General features: G+C 65.9%; 20 protein-coding genes. 17 read left to right on the top strand and 3 right to left on the bottom strand.

Annotation, left to right across the window (positions count from 1 at the left end; genetic code table 11):
- Positions 1-103 precede the first annotated feature (103 nt).
- Entirely contained in the window at positions 104-379 is a 276-nt protein-coding gene (locus HUA78_RS00100; protein ID WP_174475409.1) for a DUF3892 domain-containing protein, read from the top strand.
- A gap of 63 nt (positions 380-442) precedes the next feature.
- Here the strand turns inward: HUA78_RS00100 and HUA78_RS47615 are convergent, their stop codons facing one another.
- Complete coding sequence (locus tag HUA78_RS47615) at positions 443-2,746, bottom strand: virulence-associated E family protein (protein ID WP_174475408.1); 2,304 nt, start codon at positions 2,744-2,746, stop codon at positions 443-445.
- 749 nt (positions 2,747-3,495) lie between these two features.
- Here HUA78_RS47615 and HUA78_RS00090 point away from each other — a divergent pair.
- The 5 genes from HUA78_RS00090 to HUA78_RS00070 all read left to right on the top strand — a co-directional run bounded on the left by HUA78_RS00090 (position 3,496) and on the right by HUA78_RS00070 (position 7,884).
- Complete coding sequence (locus tag HUA78_RS00090; protein WP_174475407.1) at positions 3,496-4,194, top strand: sigma-70 family RNA polymerase sigma factor; 699 nt, start codon at positions 3,496-3,498, stop codon at positions 4,192-4,194.
- Positions 4,194-4,502: a hypothetical protein gene (locus HUA78_RS00085; RefSeq protein ID WP_174475406.1), complete on the top strand. Its 309-nt coding sequence runs from the start codon at positions 4,194-4,196 to the stop codon at positions 4,500-4,502. Before HUA78_RS00090 ends, HUA78_RS00085 begins: the two co-directional genes overlap by 1 nt.
- A 220-nt stretch (positions 4,503-4,722) precedes the next feature.
- Positions 4,723-5,193 (top strand): hypothetical protein, encoded by a 471-nt coding sequence (locus HUA78_RS00080; protein WP_254623509.1) that lies wholly within the window; start codon positions 4,723-4,725, stop codon positions 5,191-5,193.
- Positions 5,183-6,598: a terminase large subunit domain-containing protein gene (locus tag HUA78_RS00075; protein WP_174475405.1), complete on the top strand. Its 1,416-nt coding sequence runs from the start codon at positions 5,183-5,185 to the stop codon at positions 6,596-6,598. Before HUA78_RS00080 ends, HUA78_RS00075 begins: the two co-directional genes overlap by 11 nt.
- Before the next feature lie 8 nt (positions 6,599-6,606).
- Positions 6,607-7,884: a phage portal protein gene (locus HUA78_RS00070; RefSeq protein ID WP_174475404.1), complete on the top strand. Its 1,278-nt coding sequence runs from the start codon at positions 6,607-6,609 to the stop codon at positions 7,882-7,884.
- 62 nt (positions 7,885-7,946) lie between these two features.
- Here the strand turns inward: HUA78_RS00070 and HUA78_RS00065 are convergent, their stop codons facing one another.
- Complete coding sequence (locus tag HUA78_RS00065; protein ID WP_174475403.1) at positions 7,947-8,474, bottom strand: hypothetical protein; 528 nt, start codon at positions 8,472-8,474, stop codon at positions 7,947-7,949.
- Positions 8,475-8,780: 306 nt separating this feature from the next.
- Between HUA78_RS00065 and HUA78_RS00060 the strand changes: the two genes are divergently transcribed.
- The 5 genes from HUA78_RS00060 to HUA78_RS00040 are packed head-to-tail and all read left to right on the top strand — an operon-like array spanning position 8,781 to position 12,006.
- The gene (locus tag HUA78_RS00060) at positions 8,781-9,443 is read left to right on the top strand and encodes an HK97 family phage prohead protease (protein WP_174475402.1); all 663 of its coding nucleotides are present in this window, start codon (positions 8,781-8,783) and stop codon (positions 9,441-9,443) included.
- Entirely contained in the window at positions 9,440-10,543 is a 1,104-nt protein-coding gene (locus HUA78_RS00055) for a phage major capsid protein (RefSeq protein ID WP_174475401.1), read from the top strand. Before HUA78_RS00060 ends, HUA78_RS00055 begins: the two co-directional genes overlap by 4 nt.
- A gap of 27 nt (positions 10,544-10,570) precedes the next feature.
- The gene (locus HUA78_RS00050) at positions 10,571-11,014 is read left to right on the top strand and encodes a hypothetical protein (protein ID WP_174475400.1); all 444 of its coding nucleotides are present in this window, start codon (positions 10,571-10,573) and stop codon (positions 11,012-11,014) included.
- A gap of 3 nt (positions 11,015-11,017) precedes the next feature.
- The gene (locus HUA78_RS00045) at positions 11,018-11,683 is read left to right on the top strand and encodes a hypothetical protein (protein WP_174475399.1); all 666 of its coding nucleotides are present in this window, start codon (positions 11,018-11,020) and stop codon (positions 11,681-11,683) included.
- Entirely contained in the window at positions 11,683-12,006 is a 324-nt protein-coding gene (locus HUA78_RS00040; protein WP_174475398.1) for a hypothetical protein, read from the top strand. The genes HUA78_RS00045 and HUA78_RS00040 overlap by 1 nt, the downstream gene beginning before the upstream one ends.
- Before the next feature lie 430 nt (positions 12,007-12,436).
- On the opposite strand, the gene HUA78_RS00035 is transcribed toward HUA78_RS00040, so the two are convergent.
- Positions 12,437-13,207: a helix-turn-helix domain-containing protein gene (locus HUA78_RS00035; RefSeq protein ID WP_174475397.1), complete on the bottom strand. Its 771-nt coding sequence runs from the start codon at positions 13,205-13,207 to the stop codon at positions 12,437-12,439.
- 179 nt (positions 13,208-13,386) lie between these two features.
- Here HUA78_RS00035 and HUA78_RS00030 point away from each other — a divergent pair, with 179 nt between their 5' ends.
- From HUA78_RS00030 to HUA78_RS00005, 6 genes are all read left to right on the top strand, one after another.
- A complete protein-coding gene (locus HUA78_RS00030) occupies positions 13,387-13,719 on the top strand; it encodes a hypothetical protein (RefSeq protein ID WP_371745461.1) in 333 nt (110 codons plus the stop codon).
- A 10-nt stretch (positions 13,720-13,729) separates the two neighbouring features.
- A complete protein-coding gene (locus HUA78_RS00025; RefSeq protein ID WP_174475395.1) occupies positions 13,730-14,155 on the top strand; it encodes a phage tail tube protein in 426 nt (141 codons plus the stop codon).
- A 34-nt stretch (positions 14,156-14,189) separates the two neighbouring features.
- Entirely contained in the window at positions 14,190-14,573 is a 384-nt protein-coding gene (locus tag HUA78_RS00020) for a phage tail protein (protein ID WP_174475394.1), read from the top strand.
- 200 nt (positions 14,574-14,773) lie between these two features.
- The gene (locus tag HUA78_RS00015) at positions 14,774-17,380 is read left to right on the top strand and encodes a hypothetical protein (RefSeq protein WP_174475393.1); all 2,607 of its coding nucleotides are present in this window, start codon (positions 14,774-14,776) and stop codon (positions 17,378-17,380) included.
- Between the two features lie 11 nt (positions 17,381-17,391).
- The gene (locus HUA78_RS00010; protein WP_174475392.1) at positions 17,392-18,228 is read left to right on the top strand and encodes a hypothetical protein; all 837 of its coding nucleotides are present in this window, start codon (positions 17,392-17,394) and stop codon (positions 18,226-18,228) included.
- Positions 18,229-18,234: 6 nt separating this feature from the next.
- A complete protein-coding gene (locus HUA78_RS00005; protein WP_174475391.1) occupies positions 18,235-18,546 on the top strand; it encodes a hypothetical protein in 312 nt (103 codons plus the stop codon).
- Positions 18,547-18,790 lie beyond the last annotated feature (244 nt).

The following is an 18,790-nucleotide window of genomic DNA, read 5'->3' as shown; positions in this document are numbered from 1 at the left end:
GGCCTTGAATGGCGCCACGTATATACCTCTGCGGAGGTATAGGCCGTGTCCACCATCTGAGTTAGGGGTTGAAGTGCAAACCCGAACTCAAGAGGCGGTGAACATGTCCACGGTTCCTGATGTGCAGATAACGTGCATTACCCTGGGGCAGTCAAAGAGCGGCAACGAGGCAATCACTCATGTCGGAGGGGCTTCTTGGAAGTGGCCCACTGCCGATGTCATTGCTTCGATTCGCGCCAAGACAAATACCTTCTACACACTTGTGAACGGGAACCGAGCTGACGTGGGGGTGGTGGATGGTCCGACAGGTTCGTATCTCCGGACTTACGCAGATGGTAAGTGGAACGACAACCTGCTCGCGTTGGGGCAATGCTCGTAAACGTTCCACAGGGGCTCCCAATCCTTGGTGGAGGATGGGGAGCCAGAAGGGAGGCGCTCCGGATCAAGCTGACGGACGGGCCCCACTCACAGGGGGCTTTTCTTCGGGGAGTGTGCGCAGCATCTCCGGCACGACCCAGACGCGCCGCCGCACACCTGCCACGCTCTGAACCCGGTTGCGGAAGCCCAGGTCTCTCAGGACGCCCGCAATCTCTCTGTCCGTTGCCGCGTTGAGCTGCCCCTTGGCGAGATTGAGAGCCTCCTCGGCCACCTGGAGCAGTGGCACCTCCACGGGGCGCCGGGCCGGCGGCATCCGCATGAGCCACTGGACGATGGCATCCCGCTTCCCGTCGTTGGGCGTCTCGCTGCGCTCCTTGGCCTGGACTTCGGCGCGCTCGGCCTGCTCCTCGGTGAGCCACCATTGCTCGCCCTGGTGGAAGCGCACCACGGCTTCCGCCCAAAGCTGCGCGCGGTCCTGCTTCAGTGCCGCGATGTCGATGGAGGTGCAGCGCACCGGCCACCAGCGACGGTAACCGCTGGGGTCATTGCGCAGGTACTCCTCGCTGTTGGTGGTGCCCACGAGGACGCAGCGGCGCGGCGTGCGCACCGTCACCCGGCCATAAGGAGGCCGATAGATGTCCTCGCTGCGCGAAACATAGGCTTTGAGTCCCTGGACGTCGGCGGCGCGCCGCACCGTCTCCAGTTCGGCCAACTCCTGAATCCAGAACTGGGAGGCGAGCGCGGCCGAGTCCTTGTTGCCGATGTCGAGCGGCGCATCGCTGAACCACTCGCCCGCGAGGATGCGGAAGGCCGTGGACTTCTGGAGTCCCTGGGGACCTTCGAGGATAAGCACCGTGTCCACCTTGCAGCCCGGACGCAGTGCGCGGGCCACCGCGCTGATGAGCCACTTGGGGCCAATGGTGCGGAGGTGCTCGGTGTCTCCCGTTGCGCCGAGGTAGCGCTCCAGGAAGGTGTCGATTCGCGGCTTGCCGTCCCAGACGAGACCCTCCAGGTAGTCACGCAGCGGGTCGTAGGCGTTCTGCCGCCCGACAATCCGCAGGACTTCGCGCACATGGGAGGGTTTGGGGTTGAGGCCGAGGCGGCCGTATTCGCTGTTCTGGAACCAGACGGCGATTTCGCTGTCCAGCTCATCAGTGCGGACATCCGCGCGCAGCGGGCCACCTGACAGCTCAAGCTCCTTCGTCACCTCGTTGAAGCGCAGCGCGCCGCGCCACTCGGGGGCGTAGAGCAGGACGGTGTAGATGTTCGCCTCCAGGTTGCGCAGTCGTGTCTCCTCGCGCGTCTCATAGGTGACGAGCTGCTTCATCCATTCATCCGGGTCCGCTTGTCCTTCATCGGTAGGAGTCAGCTCGGCGGTGGAGGTGATGGCGCGAGTTGCGATGCCAAGGCGCCCCCAGAGTGCCTGGTGCTCGACGAGGCGCTTCGCGTCGCGTTCCAACCTCCGGGCACGGGCGCGGTGCAGCTTCTTCAGTGCCTCCGAGATGAGGTGCTCGGTGCCCTGTTCCCAGTCCGTAGCGGCGAAGCAGGGCCGCAGAAGCTCGACAATGGCTTCGTCCTGCGTGTCAGTGGGCAGGCAGAAGGCCACGGTGCTCATGAGCTGCTGGAGGGTGGTGTCCTGGCTTCCTCGCAGCGCGAGGGGCTGGCCTCGAAGCACGCGACCGATGAGCGCCTTGTTCTCGGGGCGTGCGTGGCGCCGCAGCAGCGTGCCGAGGTGGTGCATGTCCGTGGAGCTGGAGGCCGTGTCCACCGGCGCGGACGGTGCCGCAGGAAGGGGCGTGACGGGCAGCCCAGCGCGCGCAGAGGCAAGCAACTCGTCGACGTCGAGGGGGCGCCCGTCCATGCTCTCCGCGAAGGGCTCGGAGCCTTCGGGTGCGTCCGGCAGGTAGTAGAGGCGTGACAAGTCCTTCGTCGCGGGGTCGGCGGGGACGCGCAGATGGGCCAGGGCGGCGGCTCGCACCGCAGGCCACTCGCGCGGCAGCACGGGCCTGCTCAACGGCAGGATGAGGCGCAGGCAGTAATCCGGGGGGCGGTGGCTGTGCGTGGAGTGAAGGGCGAAGGCGTAGCCGTCGCGCTCCAGCTCATCCAGCGGAGAGAGCTGCTCGGCGGTGAGGTGGTCCAAGTCGAAAACGGCCAGCGTCACCGCGCGCACGTTCTCGTTGCGCCGTCTCTCCGAGATGTCGACGGGGCTCCAGGCGGGGCCGTTCTTGGCGGGGCACCGGCTCGGGCAGGGCGACTGAGGGCATTGGCTCCGGCGGTGGGTGGTGAGGAGGGCACGGAGCTGCGGCCAGCTGATGTCCTCGACACGCGGCACGTTGTCCTGGGAAGACTCATAGAAGGCGACTTTCACGGGTGAAGCGTCCTTTCGTGGAGGTGTGAGCCGTGTCGCCGTGTTGCTGCACGGGCGTCATGGGGCCTCCCTCCACGTTTATGGGGACGCTTTCTGCGCGTGGTTCAGAAGCCGGCGTGCATGCGTGACATGCCGACACACATGCACCACACGAACGGCTCCAGCTCCTATAACCCTATACAGGATACGCGCGCACGCGCGGCTTCTAGTCTTCTCTTTCTCTCTATGAAGAGAAGGATAAGAGGAGTGATGAGTGTGTGAGGACTGGGCTTGAGCCGGTGAGGGCCGAGCCCATGCCGACGGGAGTCATCGGCGGCATTGTTTCGTGAGCCACGTGCGGAAAGCGTCCCCATTGAAGTAGGTGATGGCACTCCGCTCCGCCGCGCCCCTTTGCCCGGGCCATTATGTCAGCCCCTCGTTGTTTCATGCGACAGATGCAGCTCGCCTTTCGTCCGCGCCCTCCGCGTCGAGGTGTCGCGCGCTGACGCGTCTCGGGGATGTTTCAGTCTTACCCGGCGTGAGCCCGCTCTGGGCGAAGTCATCCGCGCTGGTGGTGAAATGGCAGGCATCTTGCTCAACCTCGCCGCTTCCCTTGCTTCAGTGTCGCGTCGTTTCGCGCCTGTCGCATGTCGAAAGGGGAGTCTATGCAGTGCCGTGGTAAGCACCCATGGCAGCGGCCCGAGGAAGGCCGCAGCGCCAAGGCAAGTCGCACGCTGAATTCGTCTCACGGGCGAGACGAACCGTCCTCTGTGACGGTCGTGGTGGAGGGGTTGGCGCTGGAGATACTCCGGCTGCGGGAAGAGGGCGCGCACTTCTCGGCGCGGCGTCTGTCCGGCGAGTTGTTGCTCCGCATGGAGCCAGTGCTGCGCACGTTGGCGCGGCGCTTCGCGAAGTCCCGGGGCTCGGTGGGCGTGGATGACCTCGTCCAGGTGGCGAGCATCGAAGTCCTTAAGGCTCTGGGCACGTACCTGCCCGAGAAGAAGGGAAGCCAGTGCTTCGTGTCGTGGGCCACGTGGCGCGCGCGGCGTGTCCTCCGCGAGCACGTCCGTCTTCATGCGGCGGATGTCCGTCCCTCGGGCGCGGCCCAGCGCGGGCGCACTCGGAGCGGCAAGGCAGTGATGCCGGTGGAGGTCATCAGCCGCGACGAGCCGGACGAAGCGTTGCCGGGCTCGGTGATGGAAGCCCATGACGTGGCGCAAGCGAGGGAGTTCATGTCCGTGGATGAGCTTCTCTCCACGTGCGAGCAAGTGGCGCGCCTGTACTTCGCGCTGGCCGAGATGGAGCCGGAGCTGCGCGAAGTGGTGGTGCGCGTCCATGGCCTCGGGCGTCCCAAGCAGAGCGTGAGGGAGTTGGCGCGCGAGTGGGGTGCGCCACGTTGGCGCCTCGATGCGTTGCTGGTTCGCGCCCGTGGGCAGCTGCGCCGCCGGCTGGTGGAGGAGGAGGACTGATGCCGGTGCTCGTCGCCAGGAAGGGCGGGCCGTGCGCGGCGTGTGGTGCGCCCATCCTGGAGGGCGAGCGCATCGCCTATGAGCTGGCGACAGGCCCGCGTCACCTCGCGTGTGCGGACAGGGCACCGGAGCTGCGCCGCAACAGGTACGCGGCCCGGTGTTCGCTCTGTGGCTTCGTGGTGCGCAAGGGCAGGGGATGGCTCGACGTCACCGAAACGTGCGAGGGCGGGGCCTTCTCGCGCGTCTGGCGGGTGTCCTGCGCGGATGTCGCGGCGTGCAACGCGCGGCTCGCCCAGGTCGCTCGGTGAGATCTTGTCCCACATGCAAAACCTGTAGCTGGACTTAGCGAGCCCCCCGGGTCCGGATTTTGGACGGTGGGCCCGTTCCTGCCTTGCTCGGCGGACCCCCACGCTTGAAAAACTTCAAGAAAACGCCAGGGCCCCTCTCGGGTTTTGTTCGGCTCGACGAACAAAAGTTTGAAGAGAACTTCGGACCAGTCGCGGAAAGCGTCCCCATTGAAGGGGATGAATGGCTCGTCCAACAAAGCTCACCCCCGAGTTGCAGGCTGACATCTGCGCCCACCTGGAGCGCGGTCTGTTCCGTCGTGCCGTTGCCGGCCTCGTGGGCGTCGAGGAGCACACCCTCTCGCGCTGGTATCACCGAGGCGCCGGAGAACAACGCGGCCTGTACCGAGACTTCTTCCTCTCGGTGAACGAGGCGGAAGCGAAGTTCATGGCGGGGGCAACGGACATGCTCCAGGCCGCCGCGTCTCACAACCCCAAGCACGTCCAGTGGCTTCTCTCGCGTCGATTCCCCGACCTCTACGGGAGGCGCGACAACGTCGAGGTGCAGGCGCCAGAGGACAAGGCCGCCGACGAGAAGGCCCTCCGCGAGCTGTTGATGGAGCGCCTGGGCCGCTTCCTGCCGGACGCGCCCGAGCCCGACGCGAGCGCCTTCAGCTCCACCGACACGGACGAAGGGGCCGGCCATGTCTCGTGACACTCGGTGCTCGCGCTTCTCGGTGCTGGTGGACCACCTCGCCCCCGACGAGTCCCCGGCCGCGTTCCTGGTGAAACAGGCTCGCACCCGCCAGGGTATCGCGCGTCTCTTCGGTCGGCTCACCCATCCCGAAGTGGAGACGCTCGTTCATGACCTGGACTTCTGGGCGCGCCGCGAGCAGATGCCGCCGGCCTCGTTCACCACGTGTTTCATCCTGGCCGGGCGCGGCTTCGGCAAGACATGGTCGGGCGCGCGGTGGGTGATTCAGAAGGCCCGCGAGGCGAAGACGATTGGAGCGCTCATCGGCCCCACGGCGGCGGACGTGCGCGACACCATGATTCGCGGCTCCAGCGGCATCCTCGCCCTGTCGCCTCCGTGGTTCATGCCGGTGTACGAGCCCAGCAAACGGCGCGTCACGTGGCCCAATGGCGTCTATGCCATCTGCTACTCGGCGGATAAGCCGGACCGGTTGCGCGGCCCTAACTGCGGCTGGGCCTGGGGCGATGAGCCCGCGAGCTGGAAGCATGAGATGGCGGCGCTGGACCAGCTCCCCATGGTGCTGCGGATTGGCACCGCTGCGAACCCGCCCCAGCTGCTCCTGACGGGGACTCCACGCCCGCTGAAGAAGCTGGAGGAGCTTCTCTTCTCCGATGCGGAGACGAAGGCGCTTCGGCCTGGCGTGGTGCTGCGGACGGGTTCCTCGTTGGCCAACCGCGCCAACCTGGCGCCCAGTGCCGTGGCCACCATGAAGGCCCTCATGCACACGCGCTGGGGCCAACAGGAAGTCCTCGGCAAGCTGCTGATGGACGTGCCAGGGGCCATCTTCGGCTCGGCACGGTGGGGCCGCGTGGAGGCGGATGCTCACGAGTACGCGCATGCGTTGGACAGGCGCATCGTTTCCGTGGACCCCGCGCCCACAAGCGAGACGGGCTCGGACGAGACAGGCATCATCGTCCAGGGCGTGAGAAACAGTCCGCTTGTCGGGACGGACGGCGCGTCACTCAAGCGCGTCTCGGTGCTCAAGGACGCCAGCCTCCGGGGCTCGCCGCGCGAGTGGGCCGCCGCCGCGATTCGCGAGTACCTCGCCTTCGGCTGCGACGCCCTGGTGGCCGAGGTGAACTCGGGCGGGGAGATGGTGGAGACGACGATTCAGACGGTGGCCTCCGAGATGGGCGTCCACGTCAACGTGAAGCCCGTCCGCGCCCGCGAGGCTAAGTCCAAGCGCGCCGAGCCGGTGAGCGCGCTGGCTGAGACGGGGCGCATCGAATTGGTGGGCACCTTCCCGAAGCTCGAGGCCCAGTTGTCCAAGTTCAGCGGCATCAACGGTCGTCGCGATGACCGCGTAGATGCACTTCTCTGGGGTGTGCATGACTTGGTCTTTGCCGACAGCTTCTTCTGTTTGTGAGGTTGGCTATGGGCATCTGGGAACGGATGAAGGCGGCGGTGAGTCGCGAGCCGCGCAAGGGGACGGGGCTGGAGCTGGCGCGCTGGCAGCAGGCGCCGCCGCGTCGAGGGACGGCGCAGCTCCTCGCCGCGTATCGGGAAATGCCATGGCTCCGCGCGTGTGTGGACGTCGTGGCCGATTCGGTGGCGGGCGTGCAGTGGCGTGTCTACCGCCGCGTGCAGAAGGACGGGCAGCCCGTGAAGGACTACGCGCTGCGAAGTGCGACGCGCGAGGTCCGCGCCGGGCGGCTGAAAGCGATGCTGGAGGCGGGCGAGGCCCAGGAGGTTCCGGACCATCCCGTCCTAAAACTGCTTTCGGACCCCAACGACCACCTGACGGGCCGCTCCGTGACGAAGCTTGTTCAGGTGTACTTGGACTTGGTGGGCGAGGCGTTCCTGGTGCTGGAGCGCGTGGGAGGGGTGCCGGTGGGCTTCTGGCCGGTGCCGCCGAGCACTGTCACGCGACTGCCAGCGCTGGATCTGCCTCGTGAGCAACGCACGTACACGGTGACGGTGGGGAAGGTGTCGCGGGAGATTCCGGCCAGCGACGTGTTGCACCTGCGCAGCTTGGATCCGGAGGACCCGCTGGGGCGCGGCATCGGTCCGGCCTACGCGCTGGGAGACGAACTGGACACCGACGAGTACGTGGCGCGGTTCCTCAAGACGTCCTTCTGGAACAACATGCTGCCGCCGGCCATCGCCTCGATTGAGGGCCTGTCCGATGCGAACAGCGCGGGCGCGAAAGCTTTCAAGGAGTCGCTGGCGCGCGAGCACCAGGGTCCGGACAAGGCAGGGAAGCTGCTCATCACCAGCGGGAAGGTGACGTTTGCTCGCCTCGACACCAGCTTCAAGGACATGCAGCTCGTGGAGCTGCGCCGCTTCCTGATGGACTTCGTACGGATGACCTTCCGGGTGCCCCCTGAAATCGTCGGAGACATCTCTAGCTCCAACAAGGCTACGGCCTTCGCGGCGCGGGAGAACCTTGCCGAGCAGGCGACGTTGCCGCGCATGGAGTTCCTGCGCACCGAGTACCAGATGCGACTGATGCCGCTCCTAGCCGACGAAGGGGCCATCCTCGACTACGACAGCCCTGTCCCGGCGGACCGCGAGCACCAACTCCGCGTCATGGGGACCATGCCGGAAGCCTTCAGTTACGACGAATGGCGAGAGTTGGCAGGTCTTCGGCCTGACCCGAGTCGGCAGGGTTATCCGCTGCCGCTGCCGGGACAGGAAAGTGAGGCCCGGTAGGCTTCACTCAAGCAAAACCAATCCACATGGATCGTAACGTTGCGTTAGTTGAATGGGCTTGCTTAGGGGAGACGAACACTCAATCCGCTTCCGGGTTCAGGAATGCCGAACCGCGTTGAGTCGCCGATGTTGTCCCGCAGATCATCGAGAAGAGCTTTGGCCGCGATTGCTCTCCCGATTTTTCGCTCGCTCTCGGGCCTTGGCCTCTCAACGACCTTGGCTCGAAATATGACTACGTCGATGAGGTCGTCCTCAATAGCGCGTCGACACAGGGCGCGAATATAGAACCGATTGAACTCTCCTTCCGCCAACATCTCAGCCGCATTGGAGTTCATCGTCGGAATGGAGAATCCTCCGCGATTCATTCGGGGCACCTGACGGGTGTTTAGTTGACCCGCTTGACTAAGGCGGCTTGTAAGTGTGGCTTCATTTCCGGATTGGACTGCCTCACGAAGAAAATGTGGGTAGTTCTGTCTGCCGTGAGGGGAGAGTTTGGAGCTGAAATAGAGCTTTCCTGCTCGCTCATCTGCTTCGATCTCGTCCAGCATTAGCTGGCGAGTGCGGCTGTCGAGATGCGGCCAAGTGAACATGGGTCCTCCGGATGCAAGGGAGAAGTCCCGCAGGTCCTCGCAGGTGTGCTTTGCCGTTCATGCCCGCCCCCTTGCAGGTAAATATCTGTAGCACTCATTGTGAAGCTCCACAACCAACCGAGTTCCTTGCTTCTGCTGTTGCCAGAGGTAGTGATGAGTCAGGGGTGGGGATGACCCCAGGGGTTTTCGTGGTGTGCGTGAATTTCAATGTTTGGGCAATGGTCTCTGACTGATGCCGAGTAGCCCTCTGTCCGGCTTCGCCGTTGATGGGCCACGCGCGGAAAGCGTCCCCATAAAGAGAGGTGAATGCCCTGTCCTCTCTCCAGAGCCCGCCTCTTCACCGTCCAGAAGGACGCCCCTGCGCCCGCCGAGGGCGCGCCGAGGCTCCACACCTTCCGCGCCAACGACGGCGACTTCGACCGCTACAACGACCGGTTGAGCGTCCAGGGCTGGATGCTCGACGCCTTCAACGCCAACCCCGTCGTCCTCTACAACCACGACGACGGTTCCGGCGGCCTCTTCGGCACGGGTCGCAAGGACATACTGCCCATCGGCAAGGGGCGGGCCTACGTCCAGGGCGATGCCCTGCTGGTGGACATCGAGTTCGACCAGGAAGACGACTTCGCTCGGAAAGTGGAGAGCAAGGTCGCGCGCGGCATCCTGAATGCCGTGTCGGTGCGCTACCTCATGCACCGCTACCACGAGAACGAGCGCGGTGGATTCGACTGCGAGCAACAGGAGTTGCTCGAAATCTCCGTCGTCACCATTCCTGGCAACCAGCGCGCGGTGCGCGTGAAGGAGCTGGCCGACGAGCGCGCCGCCTTCATCCAGGACGTGGCGAAGGCCGTGGTCGCCACCCTCGATGAGCGCGAGCGGAGCAAGGCCGCGCCCCCTCCAGCCCCCGACGTCAACGCCCTGGCCAAGCACACGGCCGATGCCCTCTTGCAGCACTTCAAGGAGATGCGATGACCCCCGAGCAGATGCAGGAAATGGCGAAGTCCTTGGGCCCGCTTGTGGCCGCGCAGCTGATGGAGCAGGCCAAGGGCCAGCGTGACGGACTGGCGGGCCTCATGGGCGCGAAGTCCAAGCCCGAGGACAGCCAGGTCCCCGGCATCCTGAAGAGTCTGAGCGGCTTCGGCGCGTACCTGAAGGCCGTGGTGAACGCGGGCCGCAACCCGACGCGCGAGGCGGTGCTGGAGCAGGCCAAGCGCTTCGGTGGCGCTGACGTCCAGAAGGCAGTGCAGGAGAGCGTCTTCAGCTCGGCGGGCGTGCTGGTTCCGGTTCAGGAGGCAGGGGAGATGATTGAGTTCCTCCGGCCTGACTCCGTCGTCCTCGCCCTGGGGGCTCGCACCGTGCCCTTCAAAGGCGAGCTGCATTTCGGCAAGAAGACCGGGAGCGTCACCTTCAAGTGGATTGGCGAGGGCGAGAAGGTGGAGAAGACGCAGCCCTCCCACGGGAAGGTGGTGCTCAAGGCCCACAAGGCGATGATTCTCGCGGACATCTCCAACGACCTTCTGCGCAACCCTGCGGTGGGCGACGCGGGCGTGGCCGAGGACTTCCGCGAGGCGGCGGCGGACGGCATGGACGAGGCGGCTCTCAACGGCGACGGACAGGGCCCCAATCCCAAGGGCGTCCTCGCGCAAATGGACGCCTCGCACTCGAAGGCCCGGAGCGGGACGAGCGCGGACCACTACCTCGCGGACGTGGACGGCATGGTGGAGGACGTCCTCAAGGCGAACATCAAGCTGCGGCGTCCGGGCTTCCTGCTGCATCCGACGCGTGAGACGGCACTGCTCGGCCTGAAGGACGGCGGCACGTGGATTTTCCGGGACGAGATGCTCAACCGGGGCACGCTGCGCGGCTTCCCCTACAAGGCGTCCACGCGGATTGCGCCGAGCCGCATCCTCTTCGGCACGTGGGACCAACTGCTCTATGGCGTGGACACGGAGCTGGTGTTGTCCGAGCACGACGTGCGCGCCGAGTACGACGAGACGACGCTCCGGGGAATCTGCCGAGGGGACTTCAAGCTGCGGCACGACAAGGCGTTCTCGGAGCGCAAGGGCTACTGAGTCTGCGGAATCACCAGGAGACACGACATGCACGCGAATACGCAGGACTTCCAAGTCTTCTACAAGGCCGTCGGTGTGGCAGGTGGAGCGCTCACGGCCGGCGGGACGGGTGACGCCGCCGAGGTGACGAGCAGCGCAGTGGACCGCAACGGATTCGACTCCGCGCAGCTCCTCTTCACGGGGAACACCAACTGCGCGGCGGGCCAGACGCTCAAGGCCACGGTGAAGCTGGCCGAATCCGAGGACGGGGTGACGTTCGGCGCGGATGAGACGCTGGCCAATGCCGTGACGGTGGTGGCCGGTGGCGCCGCGCCTCAAGCCTTCTGCCTCCGGGTGGACCTGCGCGTCGCCAACCGCAAGCGCTTCCTCCGTATGAAGGTGACGCCCGGCTTGTCGGCGGTGAGCACGGACACCGCGCAATGGGGCGCGGCCCTTGTTCTCGGCGGCGCCGACGAATTCCCTGTGCGGTGAGCCATGCCTTCAGCTGCGGACCTCTGTCTTGCCTCCACGGTCGCGGATGACTTGGGCATCCCCGTGTCTCCGCGCGTGGAGGTGCTCGTCACAGCGGCAAGTCGCGCTGTGGCGGGCTACTGCTGTCGGGTCTTCGAGCGGGGCCTATGCCTCGTGGAGTACCCGGCCGGTTATGGGCGCCCCTTGCTTCTTCTGGAGCGCCCTCCCGTCCTGACTGTCTCCGGCGTCTGGGAAGGCGGCCGCCAGGTCCCCGCCGACGAGTACGAGATTGCCGGCGGGCAGGCCGCGTCCGGCATGTTGAGGCGCAAACGCGGCGTGTGGAGGGCCACGGTGCATGCGGGTGGTGGGATAACGGGGATGCTCGGGGACTTCCATGGGGACGGTGGCGAGGATGGACTCCGCGTCGTCTACGACGGGGGCTATGTCACCCCGGGACAGCAGGCGCTCGACAGTGCCTTGGTGTTGACGCTTCCCGAGGATGTGCAAGAGGCCGCTGTCCTCACGGCAGTACAGCTCTACCGCTCGCGAGGTGTCGACGCCATGGTGGCCAATGAGTCGATTGGCGACTGGTCCGTCAGCTACTTCGCGGCGAAGGCCGAGGGGAAGAGTCCCATTCCGGGGGCGGCGCAGGCGCTCCTCGCGCCCTACGCTCTCCATCGGGTGATCTGATGGCGTCGCCTTCGGACAGGTTCCGTCAGATCATCTTCTACTCCCTGGTGACGGGGAGGGACGCACACGGCAAGCCCATGCTGGGGCCGGTGTCCTCGGCGCGAGCGCGCGTGCAACCGAGTCGCAGGCTCATCCGCGACGCGGGCGGTAACGAGCACCTTGCCTCCCATGTCATCTACACAGACGCGGCGCTGACCCTGCTCCACCGGCTCTGGTTGCCGGGAGAGGACACGTCCGACTTCAACCGGGCTCGGCGGCCAGTGGCGGTGGACGAACTGGTGGATGGCGCGGGCGTCGTGATTTTCCGCAAGGTGTGGCTGTGAGTCGCGACATTGCAGCGGAGCTAGCGACAGTGTTGGAAGAAGCGGGGCTTGGGCTGGTGCGCCCGCCTGCTCCGAGGGCCAACCTCTTCACGTGCCCTATGCCCGAGGTTGATGGTTGCGTACCCGATAGAGCCGTGGCTCTAGTCGTGACGGGAGGCGCAGGACCACTACCGTACCTAGGTATGGGACGGGCGACGTATTCGTCCCCGGGATGTCAAGTGCGCATCCGCTCCGAACGCGAGGACTTCCGGGGCGGCCAGTCGCTCGCGTTTGCCATTTTTGCCTTGCTCAACCAGACGCCAGACCTGCCGGGTGTTGCGGTGCGTGGGGAAGAGAGTGCGCCAGTGTACGTTGGCGTCGACGGGGCGGATAGGTGTTGCTGGATTCTTAATCTTGCTCTTGGCCTTGTCGTGTGAGGGCGGAGTTGGGGCTATTCTCGTATGTCGGCCGAGCCGTCACTGTTGATTATGATTCTGCTGATCCTGATCTTCCATATCCCGTCTGCGTTCTTCCAGACGTATTTGATGATGTCTATGGGGAGGACTACGATTTGTGTGCCGGAGCCCATGAACCATTCGATGGTGAAGGTGCTTTCCCTGTGGTTTATCTCGACGAGTCTTACCTTGAGTACATCTATCCCGCTGGAGAGATTAATGAGTCTGCGCGCATCGACCGGTATGGATTCGAGCATGATTGCTCGTCTGCGAGCCTCGGGAAGCATGAACATAGGAAGTTGGTCTGGTCGTATGAAATTGGTGTCAACTCCCGAGCGCACGGGGAAGACGTATGAGTCACCGCGAAATCCATCTGCGCCGTCCCCGCGAACTTTGACCCCTACCGGCTGACTTGGAAATGCCCATATGTTTATGGCCACGACATGGCCGATGTCGAGTGGTATGGATTTGGGATCGATAAATGGCGTGGGATAGCATCTTTGTATTGCGGTTTCGCTGTAGGCTTTGACTGTTTTGGCTGCGTCGGATTCGGATAGTGGCCGGTATGCTTGAAGTGTTCCACTGGATGGGTCTTCTATTGCTCCGATTAGAAGAGTCCCACCTATGTTGTTGGCGAAGGCTGCCATGTCTTTCGCCATCTCGAACCTCTTCGAGAGATCTATTGCCGACTTTAGGTCAAGGGAATAGTGCTCTCTGGTGGTTCCGGTTGGTAGTAGATCACTTGGTGTCAGTATCGGTTTGAACATGGGCACTCAAGGCGCGCTGTTTGCTGGGCGGCCACTGTCTAAAGGACTTCACTTTCTGGGTAACCAGTCACGGGAAGTGCCCCCATTGACGTGGTGGAATGCCTGTTCGAGTCAAAACCGATGCGGTAAATCTGGAGCGCCTGCGCCGCGCCCCTTCTGAGCTGCTGCATGCCCTTGACGTGCCATGTCGGGACATCGCGCGCCTCGCACTCGACTACTCGCTGTTTCTGGTGCCGGTGGGGAAGGGCGGACTGGAAGGCCACCTGAGGGACACGGGCTTCCTCGATGGCCCGCGTCACAACCTCGGACCTCCCCTCTCCACCACGTGGACAGCAGGCTACGCGCACCCGTCCGCCGGCCCCATTCACGAGGGTTGGCACTGGGGGGCGCCCATCTTCAACCCGCCTTCTCACTTCCTCCGGAAGTCCTTCCGGCGTGCCCGAGGAAGTGCACGGCGCCGCGTCGCCGCCGTCCTCCAGGACTTCCTCGCTCGTCGTTTCCCCGCCCGCTGAGAGGTTCCCCATGGCCTACCCCCGAGAAGCCTTCTTCGACAAACTCTACATCCGCGCGACGGAGACCGCACCCACCGAGGTGGATGCGTTGGATGGTGTCACGGAGGCCCCGGTTAACCGCGCCAAAGACACCGTCGACACCAACTACTTCGGAGGCGACGGGTACAAGCGCAGCAAGGGCACCCTCAAGTCCTTCACCATTCCCCTGGCGGGCCACATACTCAAAGGCAGCGCGCCTCAGAAGGTGCTCCTTGACGCCTTCGAGTCCGACGCCACGGTGTTCTTCACCATCATCGAGGATGAAGAGTCGCCTGTAGGCAGCCAGGGCTACCGCTACCCCGTGACGGTGACGTCCTACGAGGAAGGGCGCAGCTCGACGGACGTCGTCACCTTCTCAGTCACCCTCAACGGCCAGGGCGCTCCTGTTGCCGTATAGCCGGCCACTGCATTCCACCTTCGAGGAGACACCCATGTCCGCACCCGCCATGCACCGCAAGCCCCTGGGCACCCGCCGAGCCCTCCACAAGCGCGTCGCTCTCGACGGCGCCGACTACGACATCTGCCGCCCCACGCTGGGCGAGAAGATGGACGTGCTGTCCGCGTCGCGCGCCGCCAGGGAGATGGGCGATAACCGCCAGCCCGTGGACGAGGCGGCGGGGATGATGATGATGGCTCGCATTGCCGTCTGCTGCCTGTACTTCCCGGGCACCGCGACGCGCGTCTTCACCGAGGCGGAAGTAGCGGCGGTGAAGAACGAGCCCTGGCTGGAGGAAGTGCAGAGCGAGCTGGCCTCGGCCTTCGCGGGCCCGACGCTGGAGAGCGCGAAGGGAAACTCCGAGACCACCCCGAGCTGAAGGCCCTGCATGGGGTGGTGAAGCTGACGGGCCAGTCTCCAGACGCGGTGCGCGGGTGGGCCTGGGACGACGTCGTCCACCTGCTCGCCTACTGCGACTTGGAGGCCGACGAACTGCGCGCGGGACGTCCCCAGACTGGGGCCGGGAGCGGCGGCCACGAGGTGACAACGGTTTTCCGGAAGCGTCCGAAGAGGTGAGGCATGTCTGGCGGCGGGCTGAAGGTGGGCGACCTCTACGTGGCGGTGACGGCCTCCATTGGCGAGGCCATGGCCAACCTCGCCAAGCTGGTGAAGGGCGTGGAGAAGGCCGCCAAGGAAGTGAAAGAGAAGGCCGGGGACCTCGGGGACATTGGCGCGGTGGTGGCGGCGGGACTCGCGGGCGCGGTGGCGGCCGCGTCCCAGTCCAATGAGGCCATGTCCCAGGAGGTGGAGCGGATTACCTCGCTGCTCTACACGCTCGCCTCCGACATTGGCGATGCGTTGATGCCGGTGGTGAGGCAGCTAGCGGACGGGTTGGAGAAGATGGTGGCGAGCTTCCAGTCCCTCTCGCCCGAGGTGAAGGCCAGCGCCCTGGATTTGGCCGTCTGGGTGGCGGGGGCGGGCCTTGCCTTGGGTGCCATCGGGAAGGTGGCGGGTGTTGTCGAGGCGTTGGCCGCCGGGACGGGCCTGTTGCTGTCGGCCTTCAACGCGTTGAGCAAGTCCACGGCGCTGGCCTCGCTCGCGGGCAACATGGACAAGGTGACGCAGTCCATGGGCGGCATGGTGGCCACCGCGCCCTCGGTGAAGAGCAGCCTCTCTCGGCTGGCCCTGTCCTTCGGGACGCTGCTGGTGCCGCTTGCCGCTGCTGCCGCTGCCATGGCCGGCATTGTGCTGCTCGCGGGCGCCGTCTACGCGGCCTGGGAGGACTCCAGCACGGGCCTCGCGGAGTTCTTCCGGGGCCTGGGCGAGAAGCTGGGGCAACTGGCGGCGCGGATTGCGGACGCCTTCGCCCGTGCCTTCGCGTCCCTCGGGGACTTCCTCGGGCGTGTCGCCGCGTCCATGCTGGAGCGGGTGGCCGCCCTGGTGCGCGGCGTCTCGCGCTTGCTGGAGCCGGTGGCGAGGGCGGCGGGCTTCTCTCAACTCGCGGACACCTTCGCGGCTGTCTCCACCCTCACGGGCCAACAGCTCCTCGAGACGCTGGGGCAAGGCGCCCAGTTGCTTTGGACGGGAGCGAAGGAGACGGCGGAAACGGTGGGCGCGGCGGTGGCGGGTGCTGGCCGCACGTTGGCCGAGGGCGCTTCCTTCGGGTTGGCCTCCAGCGCGGCCGGGGCCAGGCGCCTGGGGACGGACATCGCTCGCGCGCTCAACCTGGAGCACTTCACCGAGGCGATTCAAGCCCTCGTCGCGCAGCTGACGGGCGTCACGGCCTCCACCGGCAAGGCCCGCATCCGCCAGCCCACGGACAAGGCCGCCCTGGCGGCATCGGCCAAGGAAGAAGCCGCGAGGGCGCGTGAGCTGGGCAAGCTCCAGGAGCAGGCCGCCGAGGAGTCGCACCGCGAGTTCATCGCCAGCATCCGAGCCGAGGAGGCCGCTGGGGCTGCTGCCTTCCGCGAGGTGCGCCGCGAGGCCGAGGCCCTTGCCGCCGCCGCCGAGGCCGCCATGCAGAGCGCCCGCGAGGGCCTCATGAATCGCCTCATTGGCGGACTGGGCGCCTTGGGGGACCTCATCAATGCGGGCCTGCAAGGACTCCAGGCGGGCGGCGTGTACGGCGCCATCATCGCCGTGGTGTCGGAGCTGCTCATGCAGTCCGAGGGCTTCAAGGGCGTCATCGAAGCCACCAACGGCATCATTCAGCAGGTGGCCGACGCGCTGGGGACGCTCCTGGAGCCGCTCCAGCCCTTGCTGGGTGCCATCTCCCTCGTCGTCGACGGCTTCTTCTCCGCGCTGACTCCTGTCTTCGAGATGCTGGGGAACGCGATTCGGCCCCTCGCGCCGCTGCTCGTCGTCGTCGGGCAGCTGCTGGAGGGTCTCGCGCCGCTCTTCGAGCAGATGGGCAAGTTCTTCGTCATGCTGATGGACCCGCTGGGCCAGTTGGTTGGGCCCGTTCTGAAGGCCCTCTTCGGCGTGCTCAAGTTCGTCGCCACTGTCATTCTGGCCGTGGCGCGGGCGATTGGCTGGGTGTGGAACCTCATCGTCGGTGCAGTCCAGAAGGTCATCCACGCGTTGAGCAGCCTCATTTCCTGGACGGGCTTTGACGGACTGGCGCGCTTCGCTCGCAGCCTCGACGGGTTGAAGGTGGACACGGACGCCATGCGTGCCTCACAGGACGCCCTGGAGGGGACGACGTGGGAGTCGGCCATGGCGCGCGCCGAGGAGACGGCTCGGGTGCGCGAGCACACGCAAGCGGTGTCGCGTGCCACCGAGGCGCTCACCAATGTCCCATCCGCATGGCGGCGCGCGCTTCGCACCTTCGAGTCGGAGGACGCCCAGGAGGGGCCGACGCGTCCGCCCACCCCGACGACGCCCACGTCTCCCGTGCCCGAAGAGGAACCCGGGGATGGCGAGCATCCGGCAACGCCCATTCAGGGAGGTGCGGCGCCGCAAGTCCTGCCCGTCGTACTGGAGCACTACGAGCGGATGCGGCGGATGTTCGGCTTGGGCGTGGGAGCGACGTCCCAGTCCGCCCCCGTCACCTACAACATCGTCGGCTACGACATTGACGCCGCCATGGAAGAGACGCGCCGCGATGAGGACCTGCGCCAGCAACGCGCGGGTGTGCGCACCAGTGGCAGCCGCATCCGTCTGGCGTCCCGCTTCTCGCCCGTCTGAGGACTCCCACCGTGCCCGCGCTCGCCCTGTCCGGAATCCCCTTGCCGGTGCTCACCGAGCGGGGTCTCACGTACACACCCACCCTGCTGGGGGAGCACCGCCGCGCCTTCTCCGGGTGGATGCGCACCAGCGAGCGGCGGGAAGTCCTCTCCTACGCGGGCAACACCGGGCCTCTCTCCCAAGAGGATGCTCGCGCGTACCGGGGCCTGGTCAAAGGCGAGGGCCACGTGTGGAGCTTCGAGGCGGGCATGCGGAGCAACTCGTTCCTTCTGCCGAGCGCCACCACGGGGACGGTGACGGCAGGTGTCGCGGGTGGGCGCTATGGCGCGGGACTGCGCATGGCCGCCAACTCCAGCGTCACGTTCCTGACGGGCATGGGGACGAAGTGGACGGTGGCCTACTGGTGGAAGCTGGAGGGGCAAGAGACGTGGACGCACTTCATCCACCGCTCCGGGCACTTCATCTCCAGTGGAGGGCTCGTTGACTCCACCACGCCCAATAGCGGCGCGCTCGTCGTGGACGGGGCTGGAGTCCTGGCTGGGGGAGACGTGACGCTGCGAATCCTTGGCGGCTTTGGTGGCGGCATCGTCAACCCCACCAACTCGGCGTTGCTGGTGGATGACCTCGTCATCCTCCCGTGGGTGGCGCCTTCCTCGTGGGTAGCGCCCTGGTACGCGGCTGGCCAGCCCTTCGGCGCGCCGTACCCGTACCATGTGGCCTCCGGCTCGGCGCTGTACGAGCCGCGCGTGGTGCTGGGCAAGGTGGGCCAGGGGCGCGCCGTGGAGTGGTGGCAGGGCGGTGCGCGCGTGCTGGGCCAGGAGTTCGACTACGAGTTGCAGGAGCGCTGACGACACATGCGTCCTCTGTCTTCCTTCCAGGCAGCTCTCCTCACCAGCCCCACGGGCTACTCGACGCATCCGCGCGTCTGGGTCCGCGACGCCCAAGGCGTCTGGCTCAACCTGCAAACCCTCTTCGGCGCCGACTGGGTGCTGGGGGTCCGCATCAACGAGCAGCTCGACGCGCCCGTGGCCGAAGCCGAGGTGGCCCTCGCGCGCAACGGGGCCGGTGGTGGGCGCATGTCTCTCTCGCCCCTGGTGGTGCAGTCGCTTGCTAACACCACTCAAGGCAGCTTCGCGCCGCTGCTTGCGTGTACCGGAGCATGGTGAGCACCGATTCCGGTCCATGCTGAGCACCGATTCCGGCCCGAGGTGAGCACCCGTTCCGGGCATGGTGAGCACCCGTTCCGGGCATGGTGAGCACCCGTTCCGGGCATGGTGAGCAGAGGCGGAACACGGAGCGTTGACGGCACTGGGCAGCAGGGTCTCGCCTCCATCTCCTTCGAGGAGGTGGAGATGGCCCAAGAGAGGCTGGCGGTGCGCAAGTTGAGAGAGGTGTTGCGATTGCGGTTCG

The sequence above is a fragment of the Myxococcus sp. CA033 genome (assembly GCF_013336625.1).
Lineage (GTDB): Bacteria > Myxococcota > Myxococcia > Myxococcales > Myxococcaceae > Myxococcus > Myxococcus llanfairpwllgwyngyllgogerychwyrndrobwllllantysiliogogogochensis.
This window is presented reverse-complemented; position numbering and strand designations above follow the sequence as displayed.